The sequence below is a fragment of the Pseudomonas sp. SWRI154 genome, assembly GCF_014268645.1.
Lineage (GTDB): Bacteria > Pseudomonadota > Gammaproteobacteria > Pseudomonadales > Pseudomonadaceae > Aquipseudomonas > Aquipseudomonas marvdashtae.
Map to the genome: position 1 here is coordinate 229,040 of NZ_JABWQW010000001.1, position 26,986 is coordinate 256,025.

The following is a 26,986-nucleotide window of genomic DNA, read 5'->3' on the forward strand; positions in this document are numbered from 1 at the left end:
TCGTGTTTCGCACCGGCTACAGACAACAGGCAGGCACCTCATGAGTGAAGACCAGCACGGCATCGCCACGGACCCGCGGGATTGGCCCAAGACGCTGTTCTATGTGGCATTGCTGTTTTCCGTGTTTCAAATCATCACCGCGGCATTTTCCCCAGTGTCGAGCATCGTTTTGCGGGCCGTGCATATAGGCTTTTTGTTGTGGGTGGTATTCCTCAGCTACCCGGCCTATGGCAAGCAACGGCCCTGGCAGCCGCTGGCCTGGGCTTTGAGCCTGGCGGGCGTGGCGACGGCGCTCTATCAATGGGTGTTCGAGGCGGACCTGATCCAGCGCTCCGGCGACCTGACGACGGCCGATATGGTGATCGGCATTATCCTGATCGTGCTGGTGTTCGAAGCGGCGCGGCGGGTGATGGGCATCGCGCTGCCGATCATCTGCGGCCTCTTCCTGGCCTATGGCCTGTTTGGCGAATACCTGCCGGGCGACCTGGCCCACCGCGGGTATGGGGTTGACCAGATCATCAACCAATTGGCGTTCGGCACCGAAGGGCTGTACGGCACGCCAACGTATGTATCGGCCACTTATATTTTCCTGTTCATCCTGTTCGGCGCCTTCTTGGAAAAGGCCGGGATGATCAAGCTGTTCACCGATTTCTCCATGGGCCTGTTCGGCCACAAACTCGGTGGTCCGGCGAAGGTCGCCGTGGTGTCGTCGGCATTGATGGGCACCATCACCGGCTCGGGCATCGCCAACGTCGTGACCACCGGGCAGTTCACCATTCCGCTGATGAAGCGCTTCGGCTACAAGGCTGCGTTCGCCGGCGGTGTGGAAGCGACGTCCAGCATGGGCAGCCAGATCATGCCGCCGGTGATGGGCGCGGTGGCGTTCATCATGGCCGAGACCATCAACGTGCCGTTCGTGGAGATTGCCAAGGCGGCCCTGATACCCGCGTGCCTGTACTTCGGCTCGGTGTTCTGGATGGTGCACCTGGAAGCCAAGCGCTCCGACCTCAAGGGCCTGCCCAAGGACCAATGCCCCAGCGCCTGGGGCGCGGTCAAGGAAAACTGGTATTTGCTGATCCCCCTGGCGGTGCTGGTCTACCTGCTCTTTTCCGGACGCACGCCATTGTTTTCCGGCATGGTCGGGCTGGCATTGACGGCAATCGTGATCCTCGGCTCGGCGATCATTCTCAAAGTCTCCAACTATGCCCTGCGCTGCGCATTCTGGATCGCGCTGGGAATTTTTTGCGTCGGGTTCTTCCAGTTGGGCATCGGCATTGTCTTTGCGGTCATCGCAGCGCTGGTGGTGGCTTGCTGGTTCATGCAAGGCACCCGGGAAACCCTGACCATCTGCTTGCATGCCTTGGTCGACGGCGCCCGTCACGCAGTCCCGGTGGGGATCGCCTGTGCCCTGGTCGGCAGCATCATCGCGGTGGTTTCCCTGACTGGCGTAGCGTCCACCTTCGCCGGTTACATCCTGGCCATCGGCAAGGACAACCTGCTGCTCTCGCTGATCCTGACCATGCTCACCTGCCTGGTACTGGGCATGGGCATCCCGACCATTCCCAACTACATCATCACCAGTTCGATTGCCGCGCCCGCCCTGCTGGAGCTGGGCGTGCCGCTGATCGTGTCGCACATGTTCGTGTTCTACTTCGGCATCCTCGCCGACCTGACGCCGCCGGTGGCCCTTGCCTGTTTCGCCGCCGCACCCATCGCCAGGGAAAGTGGCCTGAAGATCAGCTTCTGGGCGGTGCGTATCGCCCTCGCCGGCTTCGTCATTCCATTCATGACGGTCTACAACCCAGCGTTAATGCTGCAAGGCGACAACCTGTGGATGACCGCCTACATGTTGGTCAAGACGCTGCTCGCCGTCGGCCTGTGGGGCATGGCCTCCACCGGTTACCTGCAACAGAAGATGCCCATTTGGGAACGGCTGATGTGTTTCGCCGCCGGAGCCCTGCTGGTGGTGGCGCTGCCGCTGACCGATGAAATCGGCTTTGTCCTGGGTGCATTGTTGATCGTCCAGCACCTTTGGCGCGCGCGCCGCGCCGGGCGGGCGTTGGCGTGATTGGCTTGTGCCTGGGCCTGTCCGGGGCGGTCTGGGCCCAAATGCACGTGAGCGACTTTACGCTGGCATGGAATCACACCATCGAAAAGGTTCGCTGGGAGGAGGACTATCGCGTCACCGAAGCGGGCCTGGTGCTGGGCGAGGCCAGGATCAAGGGCAACGGTGCCGGCATGGATATTCCTGAGGGCGCCCGGCTGGAAAACGGCAGTTGGCGCTTCCATCGCCAATTGCCGCCGCTGCAACCGTTGAAGCTGGGACGCACGCCCCAGGCCGGGGATTACCAACTCTGTTACGCCGGCCGTTGCCAGCCGATGAGTCATTGGTTGGGAGCGCCAAGCACCGAACAACCGGCGGTGGAACTCTGGAGCTGCACGTTGTAGTCCCTAAGGGCCGACGATCGACCGCCACGCCGCTTGCGCCAGCAATTCCCGGTGGACCTTGGGACTGGTGGGCACACGCCCGGACAGCCAGGCCCGGCAGTAACTTTCCGACGCGCCAATGATCAACGAGAACATCAGCTCGGCGGGGTAACGCTGGAGCGCCTCGCCCTGCTGCGCTGTGCTCAGCCACTGCCAGAGCTGGCGGTTGCGTGTGGTGTTGCGGTTGGCAAGTTCATCCTTGAACGGTCCCTTGGTCACCGCAAAACGGGCGTGATACTGGAAACGCGCCCATTCGGGTTGGCCGTCAACCCAATCGACATAGCTGTAGATCAGCGCTTGCACGCCCTGCTCGGCGGTCGTCGCCTCGGCCAGGCAGTGCTCGCGCAGACGCATCTGGTCTTCCATCGCGGTGAAAAACAGCGCCGCCACCAAGCCTTCCTTGTTGCCGAAATGATGATAGATGGCGCCGACGCTGGTCTGGCATTCGTTGCGGATCATTTCAATGGTGGTTGCCTCGATGCCCTGCTCGTTGAACAGCGCCAAGGCCTTTCTGAAGATGTCGCGCTTGAGTTCGGCCCTTCTGCCGGGGAAGGCGCGTTCGAGTAGATCTGCTGTTTGCATGCTTGGCATAAACCGGTTCGTTGGAAGATCAGGCAGACGTTCCGCCTGTGACGAATGGTGCGCAGCTTGACAGATTCGCCGCCAACAGAATACCGTTCCGTTACAGAATATTATTCTGTAACGGAACATCATTCCGTAAATTCTCTTGTCAGCGAGGCTTCACATGAATCAGGTTCTCGGCATGTTCAACAGCGCAGGTCCCGATGCATTCAGCAAAATGGCCTGCCAGATGGCGCCCTACTTTTCGACGATCAACCCGCTGGTCACGGCGCTTCGCCCGGGCGCGGCAACGGTGCAGGTGCCGTTTTGCAAGGAAATCACCAACCACCTGGGCACCGTCCATGCCATCGCCATGTGCAACGCCGCCGAGCTGGCCGCCGGCATGATGACCAACGTGTCCATTCCGGCGGGCGCCCGCTGGATTCCTAAAGGCATGACCGTGCAGTACCTGGCCAAAGCCAAGAGCGACGTGACGGCGGTAGCGGATGGCGACGCCCTGGACTGGGCAACGGAAGGCGACAAGATCGTGCCGGTGGATATCCATGACGTCGACGGCAAAAAGGTGTTCACGGCGCAGATCACCATGAACGTGAAGTTGGCGTGAAGGTTGGGGAGCTTGCTTTGCGATTGCTACGCACTGGAGCGCCAGCCCGGTCGAGCGTGAGCAAGCTCCCTCACCACGGTTTAGTGGCAGCCGTACAAATCAGGCGAACGTCGCGCCCCGGGTGTTCACGAACAACGAATACAAGGAGTGGCTTCCGGCCATGAACAGCCGGTTGCCTTCCCGTCCGCCAAAGCAGACATTGGGGCAGCGCTCCGGTAATGAGATGTGTCCGATGGCCTTGCCTTCAGGGTTGAAGACCCGCACGCCGTCGAGTTTTTCCAGATCGGCCTTGGGGTCGCCATTACCGCCCCAACCGCACCAGAGGTTACCGCCCTCGTCGCACTTGATCCCGTCGATGGCCGCGTAGTCCAACCCTTCGATATGCTTGCGACGCTCGCCCAGGGTGCCGTCGTCCTTGACCGTGATCGCCCAGACCAGGCGGTTCGGCTTGGCCCGGCCTTCGACCACGTAAAGAGTTTTTTCATCCGGGGAGAAGCATAGGCCGTTGGGCCCGGCCAAGTCGTCGATCACCCGGCTGAGCTTGCCGGTTTCGCCGTCGATGCGGTACACCGCGTGAGGCTGAACCGGGGTGACCTTGTGCCCTTCATAGTTGTTGCCGGTCTGGAACGGTGGGTCGGTAAACCAGACCGAGCCATCCCGTTTGCAGACGATGTCATTGGGCGAATTCAACGGCTTGCCGTCGAAACTGTCGGCCAACACGGTGAGGGTCCCATTGTGTTCGGTGCGGGTGATGCGCCGCCCCTCGCTTGAGGTGGTCGAGCCTTCACAGACCAGCAGCCTGCCCTGGCGATCACGGCACATGCCGTTGGAGAAGTTCGAGTTCTCGCGATACACCGACAGCCCACCGGTGACCTCGTCCCAACGCATGATGCGGTTGTTGGGGATGTCACTGACCAGCAAGTAGCGACCATCGCCGATCCACACCGGCCCTTCCGCCCAGCGCAGGCCGGTGGCGAGTTTTTCCACGCTGGCGTTGAAGATGCGCAGGTCCATGAAGCTGGGGTCGAGAATGTTGACCAGTGGGTCGGGATAACGCTGGCTCAGCGGCTCGGCCTGGGCGAGCCCGGGCAACTGTCCTAGCGTCGCGGCGGCGGCCGAGACCACCAGGGATTTTTTCAGGAAAATCCGGCGCCCTTGATCGGCGGTTGCAGGTTGCGAAGCATCCATCGTACGTCTCCGTTAATTATTATTGGACGGGAACGTCAGTTTTAGCTCGTAATAAGACATCGTACAAGTAAATATCTTGCGTTCATCTGCCTTCTTCATTCCGAGTGAAGAGGAATCCGAACGGTGAACGTAGTGCCCCCGCGCGCCTGCGAACGGACTTCGATCGTACCCTGGTGCGCCGACACGATCGCCGAGGCGATGTAAAGGCCCAGCCCCAAGCCCGCCGTGGGGCCGTATTGCATATCGCCGCTGCGCAGTTGCCGGACCAATGGATTGAAAATGCTGTCGATGGCGTCCTTCTCGATAGGCTTGCCCTGGTTGTTGATCGCGATAACGGCTTCATCCCCTTCGCAGCTCAACGAAACAGTGATCGGTGCGCCCGCTGCGCCATGCTGGACCGCGTTGCCGATCAGGTTGGAAAACACCTGCTCCATCCGCGACGGGTCGAACAGCCCTTCGAGCGCACCGGGGGCCTCGAAGTTGATGGTGCTTTCCGGATGATAAGCGCGCGCTTCCTCCACCATGCCTTCGCATGCCGCCACCAGGTCACCCTTGAAGCGCTGCACCGGTATGCCAGCACCCAACTGGGTGCGCGTGAAATCCAGCAGGTCGCCAACAATCTTGTTGGCCCGCTTGACGCTGGTGTAGATGCGCGACGATATCTTGGTCGCCTTGGCCGGCAGGTCGCCCGCGCGCAGGAGCACTTCGGAACCCAGCAAGATAGCCCCCAACGGGCTGCGCAGATCATGCCCAAGAATCCCGAGGAACAGGTTGCGCGCCGCGTCCACCGCCCCTGAATAACTGACGACCGATTCCGCCAACGCTTGGTCCACGGCTTCGTTGAAGCGGATCACATCCGCCATCGCCTTCGCTTGGTCCAGTTGGGCATGGGGCATCCAGAGCATCAGCACACTGGTGCGCAGCGCACGGTATTCCGAAACCATCTGTTCGACGGTGAACCCGGACGACTGGCGGATCACCGCGTGGGTTTCAGCGGCGGTTTCGGCCTCTGCCGCCGGAGCGTCGCCCAGGGATTTGGCGATCTGCTCTTCGGGAGTCTGCTTGGTGCGCAGGTCAACAGCAATGGTTCGCAGCATCTGCTCGGCATGGTCGCGCAGCGCCACCGAATCCATGCCAATCGACGCCGGCGTGATCGTCCTGGCGAAATCCTCCCAGGCCTGAAGGATCGGTTCTATGTTGTCGACGATGAAATCAGCCAGGCGCATGGGTTGCTCCGCGAGAAGGTCAAAAGGACCGGTGCCGGAAACAACGCAGCGGTCAGTTGTTTTACAGCAAATCGGCGCTGAATGTACGCCAACGTCTGGACTCGAAAGGCGACGACTGCTTCGCAGCCGAACGGGAGCAAGCTCCCTCGCCACGCGGACTGTGATAACCCTGGAAACCGAGGCTTGTCTCTGTCTGCTTGATCCGGTACAAACACTCTCGAGTTGTACGACAACCTATAACTAAAAATAGAACCTTCCGAGGCCTCGCTGCTTCGGCGGACTGCCTTTGAGATTCCTGCCATGACCCGCTCCATCGCTGCATCCGATGCCCCTGCTCCATTTCCGCGCCATATCGCCGTGCTCATTCTGCTCTGCATGGGGTGTGCCTTCGCTGGCAACCATGTCGCCGCGCGGGCGGCCTTCGATGACGGTGCCGGCGTGTTGTTGGCGATCCTGCTGCGCTCGGGAGGGACGTTGCTGGTGCTGGCGGCGATGGTCTTGTGGCAACGTCAAAGCCTGCGCCTGCCGGCTGGTGCCTGGCGCTGGCAATTAGTCCTCGGGCTGTTGATCGCGGCCCAGAGTCTGTGCCTGTACTCGGCCGTCGCCCGGGTGCCGGTGGCGCTGGCCCTGTTGGTGGGCAACCTGTTCCCGATCCTGTTGGCGCTGCTGACCTGGGCGCTCGGTGGTCCACGCCCTACCGCCCGCACGGCGGCCTTGATGGGCATGATCCTGATCGGCCTGGTGTTCGTCCTGGAAGTGCCGGCGCGGTTGTCGTCCCAGGCCGACGTCGGCCCGCAGTGGCTGTTGGGCGTTGGCCTGGCGTTCTGCGCCGCGTGCGTCTTCGCTTGCGCGTTGTGGATCACCGACCACAAGTTGTCCCAAGTCCGCGGTTCGGTGCGCAGCCTGCTGACGATTTTCATCGTGTTCAGTAGCGTCAACCTCGCAGGGCTGACCGGCGCACTGCCTGGCGGGCTCGACCTGCCAGCCACCAGCACCGGCTGGTTCGCCCTGGCCACCCTGGTGGTGCTTTACGGCACGGGGTTCATCGTATTGTTCATTTGCGTACCGCGCCTGGACATGCCACGTAACGCCCCGGTGATGAACATCGAACCGCTGGCAACCTTGCTGATCGGCTGGCTGGTGCTGGACCAAATGCTCAATCCGGGCCAAGTCCTCGGCGGCGCGATCGTGGTGGCGGGCATTGTGTTGCTGACCTGGCGCAAGGTTGAGCGGGCCAAGGCGGTCGTGGCTGCTCGCGATTGAATTGACTCCCCCCGTTGAACTGGATGCGCACCCTCGCCACAAGGTTCTGTGCTTGCTTACAGAAAATTCCCTCCCCGGAAACTAGTTCCAGAACCCACAGTCCTACCCCAGCCCCGAACGACGCGTTCGCGGGCTGATCGGCGCCAAGCCTGGCGCTAAAGCAACTCCCCTTTTTGAGCCGTTCGCACCATGCGCCACCCTGTTCGCACTCGCCGTTTCGCCTCGCTGTGCCTCACGCTCCTGTTTCCTTTGCTCACCAGCCTGGCTCATGCCCGGGGCGAGGGACAGTTGGTGAACGCCATCAACGACTACCGCAGCCAGCCTCACCGATGTGAATGGCGAACAATACGCGCGGCGCAACCCCTGGTGTTGCGCGCCAGCCTGGCCTTGCCAATCGGCTTTCGTGGCGGCTTGCGCGAAACCTTGCAGGAATCCGGCTATCAGGCCAGGACCGTGCGCAGCATTCGCCTGACCAACGCGCGGGACGCCGAAGAAGCCTTCGAAATGTTGGCGGATGAACACTGCGCGGCGCTGCTGGACAACCAGTACGCCGACGTCGGCGTCAATCGGGTCGGCGATGAATGGCGAGTGGTATTGGCGCAGCCCATGGGCGGTGCACCGACGAGCGACGCGGTTTCGGCGGACAAGACGCTGCTGGCCCAGGTCAATGCCGCCAGGGCCAAGCCGCGGATGTGTGGTCGCCAGCGTTTTGCCGCGGCGCGGCCGCTGAGCTGGAATGCCGCGCTGGGCACAGCGGCCCAAGGTCACAGCCGGTCGATGGCCCGCAACAATTATTTCGCCCACCGCGACCCCGATGGGCGCTCCACCTCTGAGCGGGCCAAGAGCGCCGGCTTTCGCGGACGCAAACTCGGCGAGAACATCGCTGCGGGGCAACGCTCGCCGAGCCAGGCCATGCACGACTGGCTCGCCAGCCCCGGCCACTGCGCCAACCTGATGAGCCCGATGTTCACCCAGGTCGGCGCAGCTTCCGCCAGCAACTCGCGCAGCGATGCGGGGGTGTATTGGACGATGGTGTTTGGCGCGCCGTAAGCCGATGCGCAGCGGCTGCCAGTTTTTTGGGACCGCTGCGCAGTCCAGCGGGAGCAAGCTCCCTCGCCACAGGGGGTCTACGACAAATCAGCCATTCTCACGCCGGGCGACGCACCGCCCTCACCTTGCCACTGCCACCCCCGCCACAGAAAAATCGCTCTGCCCCGTCGGATTCCAGCCCCGACACGCCGGTCCCCGGCGGCATGGTCACGCTTTCGAGCACTTGCGCGGTCTGCGGATCGATGCGCCGCAAGTCGCTCTCATCGTTCTCCCAAGTGCCGTGCCAAAGTTCTCCATCGACCCAAGTCACGCCCGTGACGAAGCGGTTGGATTCTATGGTGCGCAGGATCTTCCCGTCGGCCGGGTCGATCTGCAGGATCTTGCGCGCCTTGTACTGGCCGACCCAGAGCGACCCTTCGGCCCACGCCAGTCCTGAATCGTCACCGCTGTTGGGGGCCGGAATCGTCGCCAGTACCTGGCCGGTGCGCGGGTCGATCTTGCGGATGCTGTCGCCAGCGATCTGGAACAGATGTTCACCGTCGAACGCGGTGCCTGCATTGGCTGGGACATCCAGCGAATGCACGGTCTCGCCACTGGCGGGATCCAGGGCGTGCAGCTTCTCGCCCGAAGCAAACCAGACGCGCTCGCCATCATGGCTTACGCCGTGCACGCAATCGACGCCGGGAAAAGGACCGTATTCACGCAGGATTTGTGCTTTTGACTGTTTCATCTCGTTCGCCTCGTCGGTGGGTGTGACTGCATCCTAACGATCGGCTGGCAACGCGGTGAGTAACAATACCGTCGCGAATCCAGGCATCGGCGGCGCGGTCCAGCGACGAGCCCTGGCGCGGCCAATCGATTGCGCCTTGCCGCCAGCGGCCAGGGTTTCCAAGGCCCGCTGGACGCTGCGCTGGCTGATGTCCAGAACCAATGCCAAGGCCGAACTCGACCACGCTTCACCGTCCGCGAGCAGTGCCAGCACTGCGCCGTGGGGTTCTTCGACAACGCGCGCCAGCACCACGACCTCGTCGCCATGATGCGGCGCCAAGGTAAAGCCGCGCTTCGTTGCGAGCACCTCAGCCATCGGGCGAAGCGCCGTCCGCAACCGTCCCATCTCGACCCGCAGCCGGGCGCGATGGGACTCGTCCGTCAGTTTCAAGCCAAAGGCCTGGGCCATGAGTGCTTCCCTCGACACGTCGCCGGGCCAGGCTTGGGCTAACCCTCGCGCCAAGGCAAACAACACCGGGCGCCGTGAAAGGGAGACCTGCATACCCGCGCCATTGACTCCGTACCGACACGCGTCCACCACCAACGCCGCGCTGTCCAGCATCGCTTGAACCTCCTCCAGGATGAGCAAGCGTTCTTCGCCTCGGGCAATCAGGCGCGCCGCAGGCGTTTGGAGGATTTGCCAGGCACTTTCAATCTCTGCGGTCAGCGCACCAATGCCCGCTTGCCGTGCCGCTTGCCCAGCCCTCTCGAGAGCGGCACGGGCGGTTTGCGTTTTTAGCCGGCGCATGGCAATGCCCGCAGCCACTAGCTCACAGGTTGCCCGTGATGCCCAAGGCAGGCACGACAGATCCAGATCAGCGAGCCTGCGCTCGGCCTCATCGAGTCGACCGAGCAACAACAGCCGGCGGACCTCGATTGCATGGGCGTGCCCGACGTTCACCCGGTCGCCATGGGCTTCGAGCACCGCCCGCGCGGCGTCGAGGCGCTTCGCCGGCCACGTCAGGTCGCGGGACGCCAAGGCAATTTCGCCTTCGGCGACCACGCACCTTGCCCGGGCCACGGCTTCCTTGGGCCCAAAGGCAGCCGTTGCACGACGCATCAGGGCCCTGGCGTTGGCCAGATCGCCCAACTGCGCCATGGCAATGCCACGCAGCGCGAGAGCCGCGGCATCATTGCGCAGCGCGACGCGGTTGAGCGCGGCGACCGGGTCCCCCGCCGCCAATGCTTGTGCTGCTGCGTTGATTTGGTGATCCATAAACGATGGTCTTTGTGGCACTGGCCTTTGTGGCGAGGGAGCTTGCTCCCGCTGGGGTGCGCAGCGCCCCGAAAATTTTGCGACCGCTTCGCGCTCGAGCGGGAGCAAGCTCCCTCGCCACACAAGCCTGCCCGCATCCTGAACTACCCTGCCGGCCCAGACCCAAGTGGATATCGGCTACAGGCGGATCCTGGCCGCCGATATCACATCGATCCGCGAGACCGCACTGCTCAGCCGTCCCAGTTGCTGATTGTGATCGGCAATGATCTGCTCGGCCGGCAGGCTGCCGTTGGCTACCGTGGAATGAGCGTCGGCGGCCAAGACAACCTCATACCCCAACGTATGAGCCTGACGTACGGTGGCATTGATGCAGTGGTCGGTTTGCAGCCCGCAAATCACCACCCGATCAATGCCCCGGGCCTGTAACAGGGCCAGCAGATCGGTCTGGTAGAACGCGTCCGCTGTGGTCTTGCGCACCCGCAGGTCGTCCGCCCCGGTAGCCAGGCCATCAGCCAACTGCCAGGGAGCGGAACCGTAGGCCAGCGATCCCTCCAGCTCTTCATGCTGGACCAGGATTACCGGCAAGCCGACGGCCCGAGCCCTGGCACTGAGGTCGTTGATGGTCCGGATCAGGCGTGGTCTGTCGAAGCATTCTTCTTCGCCGGCACACAGCCCTTCCTGGACGTCGATGATCAGCAATGCGGTGTTCATGTGTCCCTCTGCGAACGGTCAGTAGCCCAACGACAGGCCGGTATTGCGGCGTGGGTCGTTGGCGCCGTAGAAGCGATTCTTGCCCACGGGCTTGCCACCCAGCGACGGCGCGCCCACCAGGATCGCAGCAATGTGGTTGGGGTCCTGCGGGCCGGCAAACTTGTGGCCCCAGCTTTCCAGCAGCTTGAGCGTATCGGGGCTGGCGGCGAAGGTCTCCAGGTTGGTTTCTTCCGGCATCCATTGTTGATGGAATCGCGGCGCATCCACCGCTTCCTGCAGGTTCATGCCGTAGTCGATCACGTTGAGGATGGTCAGTAAGGTGGCGGTGATTATGCGGCTGCCGCCGGGCGTACCGACGACCATTACGGTCTTGCCGTCCTTGGTGACGATGGTCGGGCTCATGGACGACAGCGGTGCCTTGCCCGGCGCGATGGCGTTTGCCTCACCCTGCACCAGGCCGTACATGTTGGGCACGCCGACCTTGGCGGTGAAGTCGTCCATTTCATCGTTGAGGATCACCCCGGTCTTGCTCGCCATCACGCCGGCACCGAACCAGTCGTTGAGGGTGTACGTGACGGAAACGGCGTTGCCCCACTGGTCGACGATCGAATAGTGAGTGGTGTTGCTGCCCTCGTGGGGCGCCACGCCGGGTTTGATCTTGTTGGAGTCGCCGGCTTTCTGCGGCTCGATCGCGGCCCGCAGCTTTGCCGCGTAGTTCTTGTCCAGCAGATGATCAATGGGGTTTTGCACGAAGTCCGGGTCGCCGAGGTAACTGTTGCGGTCGACGTAGGCGTGACGCATGGCTTCGATCTGGTAGTGCATGCCTTGGGCCGAATGGAACCCCAGGTCTTTCATCGGGTAGCCATCGAGGATGTTCATGATCTGGCACAGCACCACGCCGCCGGAACTGGGCGGTGGCGCGGAAATGATGTGGTAGCCGCGATAATCGCATTCCACCGGCGCCAGCTCTCGGGTCTTGTACTTGTCGAGGTCGGCCTGGGTGATGATGCCCTTGTTGGCTTGGCTGGAAGTCACCAGAGCGTCGGCCACCCAACCTTTGTAAAAGCCGTCGCCGCCCTTGGTAGAAATTTCCCGCAGGGTTTTGGCGAGGTCTTTCTGCACCAGTTTCTGTCCGGCCTGCATCGGCTCGCCGTTGTGCAGGAAGATCGCGCCGGAATCGCGCATGTCTTTCTTGAACACCTCGGTGGCGGTTTCCAACAGGTCGACATCGCCCTGTTCCAGGACGAAACCTTCCTCGGCAAACTTGATCGCCGGGGCGATCAGTTCGGCGCGGGGTTTGCTGCCGTATTTCTTCAACGCCAGCTCCATGCCGGACACGGTGCCAGGCACCCCTACCGCCAAGTGGCCGCGGGTGCTGAGTTCGGGGACGACGTTGCCGTCCTTGTCCAGGTACATGTCAGCCGTGGCGGCCAGCGGGGCTTTTTCGCGGAAATCGAGGAAGGTCTTGCGGCCATCGGCCATTTGCAGGGTCATGAAACCGCCCCCGCCCAGGTTACCCGCCGCGGGATAGACCACCGCCAGCGCATAGCCCACCGCCACCGCCGCATCCACGGCGTTACCACCGTTCTTGAGCACGTCGACGCCGACGTGAGTCGCCAGATGCTGGGCCGTCACCACCATGCCGTTCTCGGCGGCAACCGGGGCTTGGGACGCGGCGTGCACATGGAAACAGCTGAGGGTGAGTGAAGTGGCGATGAGGGTCCGGGCCAGGGATTCGAACTTCATGAGTCGGTCTCTTCTTGTTCTTAGGGTCGGGATCGCTTCAAAAGCATTAGGCAGTATGGCTCGGTTTACCGAATGTGCCTGGCCACCGACGACCGGGTGACGGCAAAGTACCCTTTGAGATAGGCTCGTGCGCTGGTTTTTATTGAACAAGGACATCGCCGATGACGCTGCGAATCGAACGCACGGACGCCCCCACCGACGCGGAACGCCAGGCCATCCTCGCTCCGCTACGGGCCTATAACACCGCCCAGACCGGCGGAAGCGCCCCGGAACTTGTCGCCTGGTTGGTGCGGGACGAGCACGACGAAATCGTCGGCGGGCTGTATGGCCGGGTGTTCTTTCGTTGGCTCTATATCGAATTGCTGGTGGTGCCGGAACAGGCCCGGGGCCAAGGCACGGGCTCAGGGCTGATGCAGATGGCCGAGGCGCTGGCCAAAGAGAAGAATTGCGTGGGTATCTGGCTCGACACCTTTGATTTCCAGGCGCCGGATTTCTACCGCAAACACGGCTTTACCGAGTGCGGCCAGATTGACGATTACCCGCCTGGGCATCAGCGCTTCTTCCTCCAGAAGCGCCTGGCCGTCGACTAGAGACACGTCGCCAGCGCCGCCAACCGGCGCTTGGCGACGAAATCGTCCTGCTTGGCGTAGTAGTTCAATGCCGTGCCCGTGGCGCTGGCCTGCAAATCGACAAACGATTCGGCCGAACGGGTGTAGACCGTCGAGCCGCCTTTCTTGCCCGGCTGCAGGTAGGCACCGGCATCGACCCCGAACACCGCTTCGTCTTCCCAGGCAAATTTCACGCATTGGGCGACGTTCAGCTCAGGCTTGTCCGAGGCCAGCGTCTTGTAGGGAGCTTGGGTCCGGGCCTGCTCCATCGCCGAACCTGCACAGCCGGCCAGCAGGGTTGCGGCCATCGCCACCGTTAGCATTCGCATTGCGTTCACTCATTTAAAAAAAAAGGACTGTAGCACTGCCACCCGAGCGTTCGGGCGGCTTTAATCAAATTTACCCGCGACAGCGGCCCACGAATCGCGCAACCTGTCGCGCCATTGCCCCCAGCTATCGCGGATATTCCATGACACCCAACGCCGAATTCTACAAACCCACCGCCGAATACGCCGACAAACTGATCAGCCAGATCGGCCAGACACCCTCTTGGATCGCCAAGCGAATCGGCGTCACCGACAAGCGCATCCGCTACATTCTCGATGGCGAACGCACCGTCAAGGGCGAAACCACGCCGATCCAGATGACCTACACCGAACAGTTCGCCCTCGAATGCCTGGCGGCGGCAGCCAAGGCCAGCAAGAAGCAGTCTTCATCCCCGAAGGAGTGATCATGGCGGCAACCGAACAGCAACACGAACGAGCCCTGGAAATCTTTCTCGACCAGCGTCCCGAGCTGCGCGTCGAGCTCGACAACCTCAACCCGCTGCTGGCTCAGGTCAAGGGCGAGACGGCGGCGCAATACCGCGCCGAGCGACTGCATGAAGCGTTCGAAGCCGAGGCCGAGCGCCTGGACCTGTTTGCCTGGGAGTTGACCTTGCAGCTCACCGCTGCCTCGCCCCAGGAATACCAGGCCCAGCGCCTGGAAGTGCACCGGGAAGTGGCGGAGATGGCGGGGATGGAATGGGCGGAGTATTGCGAACTGAATGGCCTCAAGTCCCCAAGCTGAACAGGTTCTTGTGAGTTCGCATTGAAACCTCATAATCGCCCCACCGCCCATAAAGCTTTATCATGGCCGCAGTTCTACAGATCGGGTCCGTAATGAAGTTCGCCATCGCGCTGTTTTCCGCCGCCCATGCGCCCTCCTCGCGCCGTGCCTTGCTGTTTGCACAGGCCGCGCTGGCCGGTGGGCATGAGATCGTGCGGCTGTTTTTCTACCAGGACGGCGTCTATAACGCCGCCAACAGCATCGTCACCCCCCAGGATGAGCAAGACCTGCCCCGGCAATGGCAAGCCTTCGTCAGCGACAACCAATTGGATGGCGTCGTGTGCATCGCGGCGGCGCTGCGACGTGGCGTGCTCAATAACGAGGAGGCCCAGCGCTACCAGCGTTCGGCGGCCAGCGTCGAGGCGCCCTGGACCTTGTCCGGGCTGGGCCAGTTGCACGATGCAATCCAGGACGCCGACCGCTTGATCTGTTTTGGAGGCGTGTGATGGCCAAATCTTTATTGCTGATCAGCCGTCAGGCGCCATGGTCCGGCCCTGGCGCCCGGGAAGCGCTGGACATTGTGCTGGCCGGCGGCGCATTCGACCTGCCCATCGGCCTGCTGTTTCTCGATGATGGCGTGTTCCAGCTCATCGCCCGCCAGGACGCCAAGGCTGTCCAGCAAAAGGACCTGAGTGCCAACTTGCAGGCATTGCCGATGTTTGGCGTCGAAGACCTGTTTATCTGTGCCGACAGCGCCGCCGAACGCGGCGTTGCCACCGAAGCCCTGGCGCTGGCCGATTTGAGCGTACTGGGCGCAGTGGACATCGCCGCGCTCATTGACCGATACGACCAGGTGATCACCCTCTGATGTCGACTTTGCATGTGTTGTCTCATTCGCCCTTCGGCGATAACCGCCTCGCCAGCTGCCTGCGAGTGCTAGGAAACCAGGATGCGCTGCTGCTGTGCGGCGACGCGACGTATGCGCTGCAGCCTGGCACCGTGCCGTTTGAGACGTTGCAGTCCGGCAGCCGCAAGGTGTTCGTCCTCGCGGAAGACGTCCAGGCCCGTGCCCTGCCCGTTCCTGACTGGGCCGAAGCCATCGACTACCCGGCCTTTGTCGAGCTGTCGATCCAGCATGACAAGGTCAACAGTTGGCTATGAATGCGTTGACCGTGGGCGAGCGCACCCTCGCGCTGGACAAGGACGGCTACCTTGCCGACCGTCGCGATTGGTCGGCCGACGTCGCCACCGCCCTGGCCGCCGCCGAAGGCATCGAGCTGGGTCCCGAGCACTGGGAAGTCCTCGAATTGCTGCGGGCCTTCTATGATGAATTCCAGCTTTCCCCCGCGACTCGACCGCTTATCAAGTACACCGCGCTGAAACTCGGCGTGGACAAGGGCAACAGTCTGCACCTGAATCGATTGTTCAAAGGCACTCCCGCCAAACTCGCCGCCAAGCTGGCGGGCCTGCCCAAACCGACGAATTGCTTATGACCGACTTTCCAGCGCTGACCCTCGAGACCCCGGCCGAACACCCGTTCGCCCAATTTGTGCGCATCCTTGGCAAAGGCAAGCGCGGTGCTCGCAACCTGACCCGCGAAGAAGCCCGTGAAGCCATGGGCATGGTGCTCGATGAGCAAGTCGAAGAGACCCAGCTGGGCGCGTTCCTGATGCTGTTGCGGCACAAGGAAGAGAGCGCCGAGGAAATGGCCGGCTTCACCGAAGCCCTGCGCCAACGCCTGGTGGTCCCGGCCTTGGCGGTCGACCTCGACTGGCCGACCTATGCCGGCAAGAAGCGCCACCTGCCCTGGTACCTACTGGCGGCCAAATGCCTTGGGCAGAACGGCGTACGGATCTTCATGCACGGCGGTGGCGCCCACACCGCGGGCCGGCTCTACACCGAACAGCTGCTCGGCTTCTTGAATATTGCGTTGTGCCGCGATTGGCAGCAGGTCGGCACGGCGCTGGACAACGGTGGCCTGGCCTTCATGCCGCTGGTGGACTGGGCCCCGCAAATGCAACGGATGATCGACCTGCGCAACACCCTGGGCCTGCGCTCGCCGATTCACTCCCTGGCGCGAATCCTCAACCCGCTGGGTGCCCGTTGCGGCCTGCAGAGCATTTTCCATCCCGGCTACCAGGCTGTGCATCGCGATGCCAGCGGATTACTCGGTGATACCGCCATCGTGATCAAGGGCGACGGCGGCGAGATAGAAATCAACCCGGACGCCGACAGTCATTTGTACGGCACCACCGGCGGCGCCAGTTGGGATGAAGAATGGCCGCGACTGGCCGAGCAGCGTCACGTCAAGCCGGAGACCCTCGACCCCGAGCATTTGAAAGCGATCTGGCGCGGTGACGTCGAGGACAGCTACCCGCAACTTGCGCTGATCGCCACCATGGCCTTGGCCTTGCGCGGCCTTGGGCTGACTCGCGAAGCGGCTTTCGACCGCGCCCGGCAGTATTGGGATGCGCGGGATAGATCGATTTAGTCGATCATCAACTCCCAACCTTTGCGCTTTTTGTCCGAACCTATCGGAATAGACTCGTCTCCAAACAGTATTGAGCGAGGACATCGAGATGGGTTTGTTGGTCGAGGGCCACTGGCAAGACCAGTGGTACGAAAGCAAAGACGGAAGTTTCCAACGTGAGCAGGCGCAACGCCGTCATTGGATCACCGCTGACGGCAAGAACGGTTTTGCCGCCGAAGCCGGGCGCTATCACTTGTATGTGTCCCTCGCCTGCCCTTGGGCGCATCGCACGCTGATCTTTCGCAAGCTCAAAGGCCTTGAAGACCTGATCGATGTCTCGGTGGTCAGCTACCTGATGCTGGAAAACGGCTGGACCTTCGACGAGGCTCACGGCTCCACCGGCGACAAACTCGACCATCTGCAATTTCTTCATCAGCGTTATACCGCCGACACGCCGGACTACACCGGTCGCGTCACCGTTCCGGCCCTGTGGGACAAGCAGCAACAGCGCATCGTCAACAACGAATCAGCGGAAATCATCCGCATGTTCAACAGCGCTTTCGACGACCTCACCGGCAACGACCTGGACCTTTATCCCGAGCATCTGCGCCGGGAAATCGATGGATTGAACGAGCGGATCTACCCGGCGGTGAACAACGGCGTCTACCGCGCCGGGTTCGCGACCACCCAGGCCGCTTACGAAGAAGCCTTCGACCAACTCTTTGTCGAACTGGATCGATTGGAAGCGCTGCTTGAAACCCGCCGCTACCTGACCGGCGAATACCTGACTGAAGCGGATATCCGTTTGTTCACGACGATGATCCGTTTTGACGCGGTGTACTTCGGCCACTTCAAATGCAACCTGCGACGCATTGCCGACTACCCGAACCTGTCGAACTGGCTGCGGGAGCTGTACCAGTGGCCTGGGATCGCCGAAACCGTGGATTTCACGCATATCCAAGGTCATTACTACCGCAGCCACAAGACCATCAACCCCAATGGAATCGTGCCAAAGGGGCCGGAGCAGGATTTCACGGTTGCCCATGATCGGGAACGGTTGAGTGGGAAAGGTATTTGGCGCGGGATCGGACATTGAGAACGGAACGCGGAGCGTCCCAGGCGGCGTTCCCACGCGGAGCGTGGGAACGATCAAATGGGAACGATCAACCGACTTTCAGACCTGCCCTTGAGCCCCTTCAAACCATGCCAGTTTCTCGCGCAGTTGCACCACTTCCCCGACAATCACCAGCGTCGGCGCATGGACTTCATGCTCGGCCACCAAGCGTGGCAAATCCGCCAGGGTGCCGGTGAAGACCCGCTGGTTTGACGTCGTGCCTTGCTGGATCAGCGCTGCCGGCGTGTCCGCCGCGCGACCGTGCTTGATCAGCTCCTCGCAAATGACTGGCAGCCCCACCAACCCCATGTAGAACACCAAGGTCTGCGCCGGGGAGACCAGGTCTGCCCACGGCAAGTCGCTGGTGCCGTCCTTGAGATGGCCAGTGATGAAACGCACCGACTGCGCATAGTCGCGATGGGTCAGCGGGATCCCGGCGTAGGCCGCGCAACCGCTGGCGGCGGTGATACCTGGGACAACCTGGAACGGAATGCCGTGGGCCGCCAGTTCCTCGATTTCTTCGCCGCCGCGGCCGAAGATGAAAGGGTCGCCACCCTTCAACCGAACCACACGCTTGCCTTGCCGGGCCAAATCAACCAATTGCTGGTTGATTTGGTCCTGGGGCACGGCGTGTTCGGAACGGCGCTTGCCGACGTAGATGCGTTCGGCGTCGCGTCGGCACAGCTCAAGGATCGCCGGGGCTACCAGGCGGTCGTAAAGCACGACGTCCGCCTGCTGCATCAGGCGCAAGGCGCGAAAGGTCAGCAGGTCCGGATCGCCCGGCCCGGCTCCCACCAGATAGACTTCGCCCGCCGCGTTTGGCGCCTGGCCGTCGATCTTCTCCCGCAGCAGGCGCTCGGCCTCGGCACCCTGCCCCGCTAATTGACGATCGGCAATAGGACCTTGGAACACTTCTTCCCAGAAAGCCCGACGCTGCTGCACATCGGGAAACAAGCCTTTGACCTGGTTGCGAAAACGCGCCGCCAGCCCCGCTAGCTGCCCGTAGGTCGATGGAATCCAGGTCTCCAGCTTGGCGCGGATCAGCCTCGCCAACACCGGTGCATCGCCACCGCTGGACACCGCGATGACCAAGGGCGAACGGTCGACGATCGCCGGGAAGATCACGCTGCACAGCGCCGGTGCGTCCACCACGTTGACCGGCACGCAACGCTTGTGAGCATCGGCCGAGACCTGGGCGTTGAGCGGCTCATCATCGGTGGCGGCGATGACCAGGCCGCAGCCGTCCAGGTCCGCTTCCACGTAACCGCGCAGGATGCATTCACCGCCGCTGCCACTGACCAGCTCCCGCAACTGCGGCTCGATGTCGGGTGCGACCACCCGCAGCAACGCGCCGGCATCAGCCAGCAAGCGGGACTTGCGCAAGGCAATCTCCCCGCCGCCAACCACCAGCACGCGGCTGCCACGCAGGTTGTGGAACAGTGGCAAATAGTCCATTTAGCCTATGACCTCGATACCGCCCATGTAGGGTTTCAACACCTCGGGCACACGGATCGAACCGTCGGCCTGCTGGTAGTTCTCCAGCACCGCCACCAGGGTACGACCCACCGCCAGGCCGGAGCCATTGAGGGTGTGGACCAGTTCCGGCTTGCCGGTTTCCGGGTTGCGGAAACGCGCCTGCATGCGGCGGGCCTGGAAGTCGCCGCAATTGGAGCACGACGAAATCTCGCGGTATTTGTCCTGGCTCGGGATCCACACTTCCAGATCGTAGGTCTTGACCGCGCTGAAGCCCATGTCGCCGGTGCACAGCGCCAGGGTGCGATACGGCAGTTCCAGCAATTGCAGGACCTTTTCGGCGTTGGCGGTCAGGCTTTCCAGGGCTTCCATGGATTTCGACGGCTCGACGACCTGGACCATCTCGACCTTGTCGAACTGGTGCTGGCGGATCATCCCGCGGGTGTCGCGGCCCGACGCACCGGCTTCGCTACGGAAGCACGGCGTGTGGGCGACGAACTTGATCGGCAGTTGCTTGGCATCGACGATCTCGCCGGCGACGATGTTGGTCAGCGACACTTCGGCGGTCGGGATCAGGTACAGGTCGGCCTCGCCGTCGCGGCTGATCTTGAACAGGTCTTCCTCGAACTTTGGCAACTGGCCGGTGCCTTGCAGCGCCGGGGCCTGGACCAGGTATGGCGTGTAGGCTTCTTCGTAGCCGTGTTCGGTGACGTGCAGGTTGATCATGAACTGCGCCAATGCCCGATGCAGGCGAGCAATCGGCCCGCGCAGCAGTGCAAAACGCGCACCCGACAGCTTGGCGGCGGTTTCGAAGTCGAGCCAGCCGAACTTCTCGCCCAGGGCAACGTGGTCCTGCACCGTGAAATCGAAGACTTTCGGCGTGCCCCAACGGCGCACTTCGACGTTGCCGTCTTCGTCTTCGCCGACCGGCACCGATTCGTGAGGCAGGTTCGGGATGCCCAACAGGATCGAATCCAATTCGGTCTGGATCGCATCCAGTTCCACCTTGCCGGCACTCAATTCACCCGCCATGCGCTCGACGTCGGCCATCAACGGCGCGATGTCTTCACCGCGCTGCTTGGCCTGGCCGATGGATTTGGAGCGCGCGTTACGTTCAGCCTGCAGGGCTTCGGTGCGGGTCTGGACGGTCTTGCGCTGTTCTTCCAGCGCTTCGATGCGCGCGACGTCCAGGGCAAAGCCGCGGGATGCCAGGCGGTCCGCTACGTCCTGGAGGTTGCTACGTAACAGTTTGGAATCGAGCATGTCGGTCTCTCGTTATCAAAGTTTGGTCAAGGACAGGCCGGCCCAGGTGGCGAGCAGCCCGCCGAACACGCTGATGGCCGCGTAGCCCAGGGCCAGCGGCACCTGCCCGCTTTCCAGCAGGCGCACCGTATCCAGTGAGAAGGATGAAAAAGTCGTCAGGCCGCCAAGAAAGCCGACCATCAACCCCGCGCGCACCTCGATGGGCACCTCGGGACGAATCAAAAAAAGGCCGTAAAGAACGCCGATCAGCAGACAGCCCACGATATTAACGGCCAGCGTCGCGGTATAGAAGTGCCGTGGCCAATTTGCATTGATCCAGTTGCCCGTGGCGAAACGCAACAGCGTGCCGGCGACTCCACCGGCAGAGACCGCAAGAATCAAGGGGATCAAGGTTTTCTCCGCTGCCGTGGACTCAGTCGGTCCAGCTGTGCCAAATGATTGAGCTTCTCGCCGATCTTCAATTCCAGGCCACGGGGAACCGGTTGATAGAACGATTGGGGCTCGAGTTCTTCGGGAAAATAGTCTTCGCCCGCGGCGTAGGCGTCGGGCTCATCGTGGGCGTAACGATATTCTTCGCCATAGCCCAGTTGCTTCATGAGCTTGGTCGGCGCGTTGCGCAGGTGCAACGGGACTTCGAGGGAACCGTGTTCGGTGGCGCTGCGCATCGCCGCCTTGAAGCCCATATAGACGGCATTGCTTTTCGGCGCGCAAGCCAGGTAGGTAATGGCCTGGGCCACGGCGAGTTCGCCTTCCGGGCTGCCGAGCCGTTCCTGTACGTCCCAGGCCGCCAGGCACAGGCTCAAGGCTCGCGGGTCGGCATTGCCGATGTCTTCGCTGGCCATGCGCACCACGCGTCGGGCCAGGTACAGCGGATCGCAACCGCCGTCGATCATCCGCGCGAACCAATAAAGAGCGGCGTCGGGGTTGGAGCCGCGTATCGATTTGTGCAGCGCCGAAATCTGGTCATAAAACGCCTCGCCGCCCTTGTCGAAACGGCGTCGGGTATCGCCCAGCAGGTTTTGCAGCAGCTCGACGTCGATCTCGCTGTTGTCTTCGGCGAGGTCCGAGGCGTTTTCCAATAAATTGAGCAGGCGCCGGCCATCGCCGTCGGCGGCGCAGAACAGGATCTGGAAGCCTTCATCGCTGAGGCTGAGCTGACGCTTGCCCAGGCCGCGCTCTTCGGTCAACGCTCGATGCACCAGCTTGCGCATCGCCGCTTCGTCGAGGCTCTTGAGGACATAGACCCGCGCCCGGGACAGCAAGGCGTTGTTGAGTTCGAAGGAGGGGTTTTCGGTGGTCGCGCCGATGAAAATCAGCGTGCCGTCTTCGACGTAGGGCAGGAAGGCGTCCTGCTGGGACTTGTTGAAGCGATGCACTTCATCGACAAACAGGATGGTGCGCTTGCCGTATTGGCCGGCCTGCTGCTTGGCGACTTCCACCGCCTGACGGATTTCCTTGACCCCGGCCAGCACCGCCGACACCGTTTCGAAATGCGCGTCCGAGACTTCCGCGAGCAACCGCGCCAGGGTGGTCTTGCCCACCCCCGGCGGCCCCCAGAAGATCATCGAGTGCAAGGCCCCCTGCTCCAGGGCCTCACGCAGGGGCTTGCCCCGGGCGAGCACATGCTCCTGACCGACGTACTCATCCAGGTTGGTCGCCCGCAGGCGGGCGGCCAATGGCTGGGCGATCGGGGCGCTTCGAAACAGGTCCATCACTGCTTATGCAACCTCCAGGCGTAGGGTTATTCCTGGATCACGTCGGCACCCTTGGGGATGTCGAACTTGAACTTGGACGCGGCAATCGGCTCGTTGGCCTTGACACCGGTAAACAGGATGTTGGTGCGCTGGCCAACGCTGTCAATCAGTTGCATGTCGTTGACCAGGCCGTTGCGGAACGACAGGCGCAGGCTGTCGAACAGGCTGTCCTTGGTCTTGGGCTTGAGGGTGAAATCAATCACGCCACCCGCCTCCTTGGAGGTGATGTCGAAGCTCTGGCTGATCTCGGAGATGTCACCGGAGAGCAGCAGCGCCGGCGTCTGGGTCAGGCGCTGGTCGAGGGTCTTGATGGTCACCTGTTCCAGGTCCGGGTCCCACAGGGAGACTTTCTTGCCATCCGACACCATCAGCTGTTCGGCAGGCGCGTCGGTGTGCCAGTAGAACAGGCCCGGACGCTGCAAGGCCATGTCACCCGCTGTTTCCTGCAATTGAGTGCCACTGCCATCGAGGGTCAATTGCGAGAAGCGCGCGGTCAGGGTCTGGGAGCCGCCCAATAACTGGGTCAGGCGGGCCACGTCCTTCTCGCCGGCGTGAGCCGAAAAAGTAGACAGGGCCAGTACGGGCAACAGCAACATGCGAATCAGGCGCATGGGAATCCTCATGAATTCGTGGGGTTCGAGCGACGCTTCAGCAGGCCGCCCGGGTCGTTAGTCGCGCATTGGGCCCGGCGCCAGTACTTCGCGCGAACCGTTGGTGTTCATCGCCGTCACGACCCCGGCCATTTCCATGGCTTCGATCATGCGTGCGGCGCGGTTGTAGCCAATCTTCAGCTTGCGCTGTACGGCGGAAATCGAAGCCCGGCGGCTTTCCAGGACGAACTGTACCGCTTCGTCATAGAGCGCATCGGTTTCGGCGTCGTCGTCGCCGCCACCGCTGCTGCCTTCAAAACCGCTGCCGGCTTCTTCGACACCGTTGAGGATGTCGTCGTTGTATTCCGGCGCGCCGCGCAGCTTCCAGGCCTCTACCACGCGGTGCACTTCGTCATCGGAGACGAACGCGCCGTGGACCCGAATCGGCAGGCTGGTACCGGGCGGCATGTAGAGCATGTCGCCGTGGCCGAGCAGCTGTTCGGCGCCGCCCTGGTCGATGATCGTCCGTGAGTCGATCTTGCTCGACACCTGGAATGCCATGCGCGTTGGAATGTTGGCCTTGATCAGACCGGTGATCACATCCACCGATGGCCGCTGGGTCGCGAGGATCAAGTGGATACCGGCCGCACGGGCCTTCTGGGCGATACGGGCGATCAGCTCTTCGACCTTCTTGCCGACAATCATCATCATGTCGGCGAATTCATCCACCACCACCACGATGGTCGGCAATTTGTGCAGCAGCGGCGCTTCGTCGTGGATGCTTTCGCGGTTGTACAGCGGATCGGTCAGCGGCGTACCGGCCTCTTCGGCCTCCTTGACCTTGGCATTGAAGCCCGACAGGTTACGCACGCCCATCTTCGCCATCAGCTTGTAGCGGCGCTCCATCTCGGCAACGCTCCAGCGCAGGGCATTGGCCGCGTCCTTCATGTCGGTGACCACTGGGCAAAGCAGGTGCGGAATGCCTTCGTAGATCGACAACTCAAGCATTTTCGGGTCAATCATGATCAGCTTGGCGTCTTCCGGGCCAGACTTGAACAGGATCGACAGGATCATCGCGTTCACGCCCACCGACTTACCGGAACCGGTGGTACCGGCCACCAGCAGGTGAGGCATTTTCGCCAAGTCGGTGATGACCGGCTTGCCGCCGATGTCGTGGCCCAGGGCCAGGGTGACCGGCGACTTGTGGTTGTCATACTCAGGAGTCGACAGCACCTCGGAGAAGCGCACGATCTGGCGGTCTTCGTTGGGAATCTCGATGCCCACGGTGGTCTTGCCTGGAATCACTTCCACCACCCGCACACTGGTCACGGCCAAGGACCGCGCCAAGTCCTTCGCGAGGTTGGCGATGCGGCTGACCTTCACGCCGGCGGCCGGCTGGATTTCGTAACGGGTAATCACCGGGCCTGGATGGATCGAATCCACCGAGACCTCGACTCCGAACTCCTTGAGCTTGATTTCCAGCAGGTGCCCAACGGCGGCCAGGGATTCGGGGGAATAATTGAGTTGCTTCTTCTCGGCAGGGTCCAGGATCGAGATCGGCGGCAAGGTGCCTTCCACCGCGCTGTCGACGAACAGCGGCGCCTGTTTTTCCTTCTGCACGCGCTTGCTTTGCTCGGGCGGCTTGGTCGGGGCCATGGTAATGACCGGCGGCACCTGCTTTTCTCGCTCGGACATGTGTTTGCTCAGGGCCTGCTCGCGTTCGATCAGGCGTTCCTTGACCTTGGCCTGCTCGCGTTTGTCCGGCGTCGTCGGGGCCACCACGTCGTGGACCCGGTCGTCGACCTCGCGCAGTTGCGCCACCAGTTGCTTGCGCTCGTTGCGCGCCGCCCACCAGCGGTTCAGCACGCCCTGGATCAACTCGATCAGGTCGAGGGTGATCTTGCCGGTGACGTCCATGACCTTGAACCACGACAGGTCGGTGAACACCGTCAGGCCGAACAGGAACAGGGCGATAAAGAGCAAGGTACTGCCTTGGATATTCAGGGCATTCCTGGCCAGGTCGCCGAGGCTTTCCCCTAGCGCGCCGCCCGCCCCAGCCGGCAAGCCGGTGGGTGCATGGAAATGGATATGGGCCAGCGCGGCCCCCGACAGCACGAGGAACACCAGGCCGATCAGGCGCCAGGAGAACAGCCAGCCGCTCCACTGCCATGGTTCATGGCGCTGGCGAAAAATCTGGTAGGTCTTGATCGCCAGCAGCAGCGGGAAAATGTAGGCGAAATAGCCCAGCACCATAAACAGGATGTCGGCGCTGTAGGAACCGGCCGGACCGCCGAAATTCTGCACGTCTTCAATCTTGCTGTTATGGCTCCAGCCCGGATCGTCCTTGCCGTAGGTGAGCAAGGCCATCATCAGGAACAGGCACAAGGCACCGATGGCGATCAACGCACCTTCCTTGAGCCGGTAGTGCAATTGTTGGCGCCAGAGCGGAACGACTGTCTTGGGTGCTGCGGTGGATTTCTTCAAAACGCTTCTTTTCCTGCGCCAATGGCGCGTCCATCTGTTGAATGACTATAAAAAACTGCCCATGACGAGCAGGTAAAAAAGTGAACGTGCACAACCGGTACTACTTTTACCACTGTGACATGCGTGCGGAAAACCGCAGGTGTTGCCGAAGATTTGATCTTTTGCCGCTCCTGCGTTCAAAACTCAAGCATTGTACGGGTTTGTCACGCCCGAGGCATTGCTCGTACGCTCGGCGACAGCATAGCCAGAAACAGGGGTTGATGGGCGCCAATTTGAGCATGCATTCTCTTTTGTGACAAAGGCTTATGAGGTGTTTTTATGAGCGAAGCGAAGCATTCACGCCTGATTATTCTCGGTTCCGGCCCTGCCGGGTACAGCGCGGCTGTCTACGCCGCCCGTGCCAACCTCAAACCCGTCGTCATTACCGGCATGCAGGCCGGTGGCCAGCTCACGACCACGGTTGAAGTCGATAACTGGCCTGGCGACGTCGAAGGCCTGACCGGACCGGTGCTGATGGAGCGCATGCAACGGCACGCCGAGCGCTTCGACACGCAGATCGTCTACGACCATATCCACACCGCCAAGTTGCAACAGCGTCCGTTCGAACTGGTCGGCGACAGCGGCACCTACACCTGCGACGCGCTGATTATCGCCACCGGCGCCTCGGCTCAATACCTCGGGCTGCCCTCGGAGGAAACCTTCGCCGGCAAAGGCGTTTCAGCCTGCGCGACCTGCGATGGTTTCTTCTATAAGAACCAGGTAGTGGCGGTGATCGGCGGCGGCAATACCGCAGTGGAAGAAGCCTTGTACCTGTCCAATATCGCCAAGGAAGTGCATTTGGTTCATCGACGGGACAAGCTGCGCTCGGAAAAAATACTCCAGGACAAACTCTTCGAAAAAGCCGCCAACGGCAATATCCGGCTGCACTGGAACCAGAACCTGGACGAAGTGCTGGGTGACGCCAGCGGCGTGACCGGCGCGCGCCTGCGGCACAGCGAGACGGGCGAAACCAGCACGCTGTCCTTGGCCGGGGTGTTCATTGCCATCGGGCATAAACCCAATACCGACCTGTTCCAGGGCCAGTTGAAGATGCGCGACGGCTACCTGATCGTACGCGGCGGCAGCGAGGGCAATGCCACCGCCACCGACATCGAAGGCGTTTTCGCCGCCGGCGACGTGGCCGATCATGTCTATCGACAAGCCATTACGTCGGCCGGCGCCGGTTGCATGGCCGCACTGGATGCAGAGAAGTATCTCGATGACATCCCAGCCGTTTGACGGTTAACCTTTAGGGCGGGCACCGATCCTTCGGGGCCCGGCCACCCTCCCCTTCTGCACGCCC

29 protein-coding genes are annotated in these 26,986 nt (G+C 62.1%); 15 read left to right on the forward strand and 14 right to left on the reverse strand.

The features are described 5' to 3' along the window. Positions 1 to 40 precede the first annotated feature (40 nt). Both HU806_RS00960 and HU806_RS00965 read left to right on the forward strand, forming a co-directional pair. The gene (locus HU806_RS00960) at positions 41 to 2,068 is read left to right on the forward strand and encodes a TRAP transporter permease (RefSeq protein ID WP_186609231.1); all 2,028 of its coding nucleotides are present in this window, start codon (positions 41 to 43) and stop codon (positions 2,066 to 2,068) included. Further along, positions 2,065 to 2,448 (forward strand): DUF1850 domain-containing protein, encoded by a 384-nt coding sequence (locus HU806_RS00965; protein ID WP_186609234.1) that lies wholly within the window; start codon positions 2,065 to 2,067, stop codon positions 2,446 to 2,448. Before HU806_RS00960 ends, HU806_RS00965 begins: the two co-directional genes overlap by 4 nt. A 3-nt stretch (positions 2,449 to 2,451) precedes the next feature. Here HU806_RS00965 and HU806_RS00970 read toward each other — a convergent pair whose 3' ends face one another. Further along, positions 2,452 to 3,069, reverse strand: a complete 618-nt coding sequence (locus HU806_RS00970) for a TetR/AcrR family transcriptional regulator (protein WP_186609236.1) — start codon at positions 3,067 to 3,069, stop codon at positions 2,452 to 2,454. Positions 3,070 to 3,232: 163 nt separating this feature from the next. Between HU806_RS00970 and HU806_RS00975 the strand changes: the two genes are divergently transcribed. Further along, positions 3,233 to 3,673 (forward strand): hotdog fold domain-containing protein, encoded by a 441-nt coding sequence (locus tag HU806_RS00975; protein WP_186609238.1) that lies wholly within the window; start codon positions 3,233 to 3,235, stop codon positions 3,671 to 3,673. Between the two features lie 99 nt (positions 3,674 to 3,772). Here HU806_RS00975 and HU806_RS00980 read toward each other — a convergent pair whose 3' ends face one another. Both HU806_RS00980 and HU806_RS00985 read right to left on the reverse strand, forming a co-directional pair. Then, positions 3,773 to 4,861 carry an SMP-30/gluconolactonase/LRE family protein gene (locus HU806_RS00980; RefSeq protein ID WP_186609240.1) on the reverse strand — a complete coding sequence of 363 codons (1,089 nt, stop codon included), beginning with the start codon at positions 4,859 to 4,861 and terminating at the stop codon, positions 3,773 to 3,775. 95 nt (positions 4,862 to 4,956) lie between these two features. Further along, the gene (locus HU806_RS00985) at positions 4,957 to 6,087 is read right to left on the reverse strand and encodes a sensor histidine kinase (protein ID WP_186609242.1); all 1,131 of its coding nucleotides are present in this window, start codon (positions 6,085 to 6,087) and stop codon (positions 4,957 to 4,959) included. A gap of 300 nt (positions 6,088 to 6,387) precedes the next feature. Between HU806_RS00985 and HU806_RS00990 the strand changes: the two genes are divergently transcribed. Beyond that, positions 6,388 to 7,350, forward strand: a complete 963-nt coding sequence (locus HU806_RS00990; protein WP_186609244.1) for an EamA family transporter — start codon at positions 6,388 to 6,390, stop codon at positions 7,348 to 7,350. Between the two features lie 189 nt (positions 7,351 to 7,539). Beyond that, positions 7,540 to 8,400, forward strand: coding sequence for a CAP domain-containing protein (locus tag HU806_RS00995; protein ID WP_186609246.1), 861 nt, complete (start codon positions 7,540 to 7,542; stop codon positions 8,398 to 8,400). A 97-nt stretch (positions 8,401 to 8,497) separates the two neighbouring features. On the opposite strand, the gene HU806_RS01000 is transcribed toward HU806_RS00995, so the two are convergent. The 4 genes from HU806_RS01000 to ggt all read right to left on the reverse strand — a co-directional run bounded on the left by HU806_RS01000 (position 8,498) and on the right by ggt (position 12,841). Next, a complete protein-coding gene (locus tag HU806_RS01000) occupies positions 8,498 to 9,130 on the reverse strand; it encodes a Vgb family protein (protein WP_186609248.1) in 633 nt (210 codons plus the stop codon). A gap of 33 nt (positions 9,131 to 9,163) precedes the next feature. Next, positions 9,164 to 10,384 carry a helix-turn-helix domain-containing protein gene (locus HU806_RS01005; protein ID WP_186609250.1) on the reverse strand — a complete coding sequence of 407 codons (1,221 nt, stop codon included), beginning with the start codon at positions 10,382 to 10,384 and terminating at the stop codon, positions 9,164 to 9,166. A gap of 177 nt (positions 10,385 to 10,561) precedes the next feature. After that, positions 10,562 to 11,095, reverse strand: coding sequence for a cysteine hydrolase family protein (locus HU806_RS01010; protein ID WP_186609252.1), 534 nt, complete (start codon positions 11,093 to 11,095; stop codon positions 10,562 to 10,564). 18 nt (positions 11,096 to 11,113) lie between these two features. Continuing rightward, the gene (gene ggt, locus HU806_RS01015) at positions 11,114 to 12,841 is read right to left on the reverse strand and encodes a gamma-glutamyltransferase (protein WP_186609254.1); all 1,728 of its coding nucleotides are present in this window, start codon (positions 12,839 to 12,841) and stop codon (positions 11,114 to 11,116) included. Positions 12,842 to 13,002: 161 nt separating this feature from the next. On the opposite strand from ggt, the gene HU806_RS01020 reads away from it, so the two are divergent. After that, positions 13,003 to 13,431 carry a GNAT family N-acetyltransferase gene (locus HU806_RS01020; RefSeq protein WP_186609256.1) on the forward strand — a complete coding sequence of 143 codons (429 nt, stop codon included), beginning with the start codon at positions 13,003 to 13,005 and terminating at the stop codon, positions 13,429 to 13,431. Here the strand turns inward: HU806_RS01020 and HU806_RS01025 are convergent. Beyond that, complete coding sequence (locus HU806_RS01025) at positions 13,428 to 13,778, reverse strand: hypothetical protein (RefSeq protein WP_186609258.1); 351 nt, start codon at positions 13,776 to 13,778, stop codon at positions 13,428 to 13,430. The genes HU806_RS01020 and HU806_RS01025 overlap by 4 nt on opposite strands. Before the next feature lie 140 nt (positions 13,779 to 13,918). Between HU806_RS01025 and HU806_RS01030 the strand changes: the two genes are divergently transcribed. The 8 genes from HU806_RS01030 to HU806_RS01065 all read left to right on the forward strand — a co-directional run bounded on the left by HU806_RS01030 (position 13,919) and on the right by HU806_RS01065 (position 18,062). Next, on the forward strand, positions 13,919 to 14,179 hold the full coding sequence (locus HU806_RS01030) for a hypothetical protein (RefSeq protein ID WP_109755533.1): 261 nt from the start codon (positions 13,919 to 13,921) through the stop codon (positions 14,177 to 14,179). 2 nt (positions 14,180 to 14,181) lie between these two features. Continuing rightward, a complete protein-coding gene (locus HU806_RS01035; RefSeq protein WP_186609259.1) occupies positions 14,182 to 14,517 on the forward strand; it encodes a DUF6388 family protein in 336 nt (111 codons plus the stop codon). Positions 14,518 to 14,609: 92 nt separating this feature from the next. Beyond that, on the forward strand, positions 14,610 to 15,002 hold the full coding sequence (tusD, locus tag HU806_RS01040) for a sulfurtransferase complex subunit TusD (RefSeq protein ID WP_186609260.1): 393 nt from the start codon (positions 14,610 to 14,612) through the stop codon (positions 15,000 to 15,002). Next, positions 15,002 to 15,364: a sulfurtransferase complex subunit TusC gene (gene tusC, locus HU806_RS01045; RefSeq protein WP_186609261.1), complete on the forward strand. Its 363-nt coding sequence runs from the start codon at positions 15,002 to 15,004 to the stop codon at positions 15,362 to 15,364. Before tusD ends, tusC begins: the two co-directional genes overlap by 1 nt. Next, positions 15,364 to 15,657 carry a sulfurtransferase complex subunit TusB gene (gene tusB / locus HU806_RS01050; RefSeq protein ID WP_186609265.1) on the forward strand — a complete coding sequence of 98 codons (294 nt, stop codon included), beginning with the start codon at positions 15,364 to 15,366 and terminating at the stop codon, positions 15,655 to 15,657. Before tusC ends, tusB begins: the two co-directional genes overlap by 1 nt. After that, on the forward strand, positions 15,654 to 15,989 hold the full coding sequence (locus HU806_RS01055; RefSeq protein WP_186609267.1) for a TusE/DsrC/DsvC family sulfur relay protein: 336 nt from the start codon (positions 15,654 to 15,656) through the stop codon (positions 15,987 to 15,989). The genes tusB and HU806_RS01055 overlap by 4 nt, the downstream gene beginning before the upstream one ends. Further along, positions 15,986 to 16,987, forward strand: coding sequence for a glycosyl transferase family protein (locus HU806_RS01060; protein ID WP_186609269.1), 1,002 nt, complete (start codon positions 15,986 to 15,988; stop codon positions 16,985 to 16,987). The genes HU806_RS01055 and HU806_RS01060 overlap by 4 nt, the downstream gene beginning before the upstream one ends. Positions 16,988 to 17,075: 88 nt before the next feature. After that, the gene (locus HU806_RS01065; RefSeq protein ID WP_186609271.1) at positions 17,076 to 18,062 is read left to right on the forward strand and encodes a glutathione S-transferase family protein; all 987 of its coding nucleotides are present in this window, start codon (positions 17,076 to 17,078) and stop codon (positions 18,060 to 18,062) included. 78 nt (positions 18,063 to 18,140) lie between these two features. Here HU806_RS01065 and cysG read toward each other — a convergent pair whose 3' ends face one another. The 6 genes from cysG to HU806_RS01095 are packed head-to-tail and all read right to left on the reverse strand — an operon-like array spanning position 18,141 to position 25,644. Continuing rightward, positions 18,141 to 19,535, reverse strand: coding sequence for a siroheme synthase CysG (gene cysG / locus HU806_RS01070; RefSeq protein ID WP_186609273.1), 1,395 nt, complete (start codon positions 19,533 to 19,535; stop codon positions 18,141 to 18,143). Then, entirely contained in the window at positions 19,536 to 20,816 is a 1,281-nt protein-coding gene (gene serS / locus HU806_RS01075) for a serine--tRNA ligase (protein ID WP_186609275.1), read from the reverse strand. It lies immediately after the preceding gene. Between the two features lie 15 nt (positions 20,817 to 20,831). Beyond that, positions 20,832 to 21,206 (reverse strand): fluoride efflux transporter CrcB, encoded by a 375-nt coding sequence (gene crcB / locus HU806_RS01080; RefSeq protein WP_018608522.1) that lies wholly within the window; start codon positions 21,204 to 21,206, stop codon positions 20,832 to 20,834. Next, a complete protein-coding gene (locus HU806_RS01085) occupies positions 21,203 to 22,528 on the reverse strand; it encodes a replication-associated recombination protein A (RefSeq protein WP_186609277.1) in 1,326 nt (441 codons plus the stop codon). The genes crcB and HU806_RS01085 overlap by 4 nt, the downstream gene beginning before the upstream one ends. A 29-nt stretch (positions 22,529 to 22,557) precedes the next feature. After that, positions 22,558 to 23,181, reverse strand: coding sequence for an outer membrane lipoprotein periplasmic chaperone LolA (gene lolA / locus HU806_RS01090; RefSeq protein ID WP_186609279.1), 624 nt, complete (start codon positions 23,179 to 23,181; stop codon positions 22,558 to 22,560). A gap of 57 nt (positions 23,182 to 23,238) precedes the next feature. Further along, positions 23,239 to 25,644 carry a DNA translocase FtsK gene (locus tag HU806_RS01095; RefSeq protein ID WP_186609282.1) on the reverse strand — a complete coding sequence of 802 codons (2,406 nt, stop codon included), beginning with the start codon at positions 25,642 to 25,644 and terminating at the stop codon, positions 23,239 to 23,241. Positions 25,645 to 25,962: 318 nt separating this feature from the next. Between HU806_RS01095 and trxB the strand changes: the two genes are divergently transcribed. Continuing rightward, positions 25,963 to 26,922 carry a thioredoxin-disulfide reductase gene (trxB, locus tag HU806_RS01100; RefSeq protein ID WP_186609283.1) on the forward strand — a complete coding sequence of 320 codons (960 nt, stop codon included), beginning with the start codon at positions 25,963 to 25,965 and terminating at the stop codon, positions 26,920 to 26,922. The last annotated feature ends 64 nt before the right edge of the window (positions 26,923 to 26,986 follow it).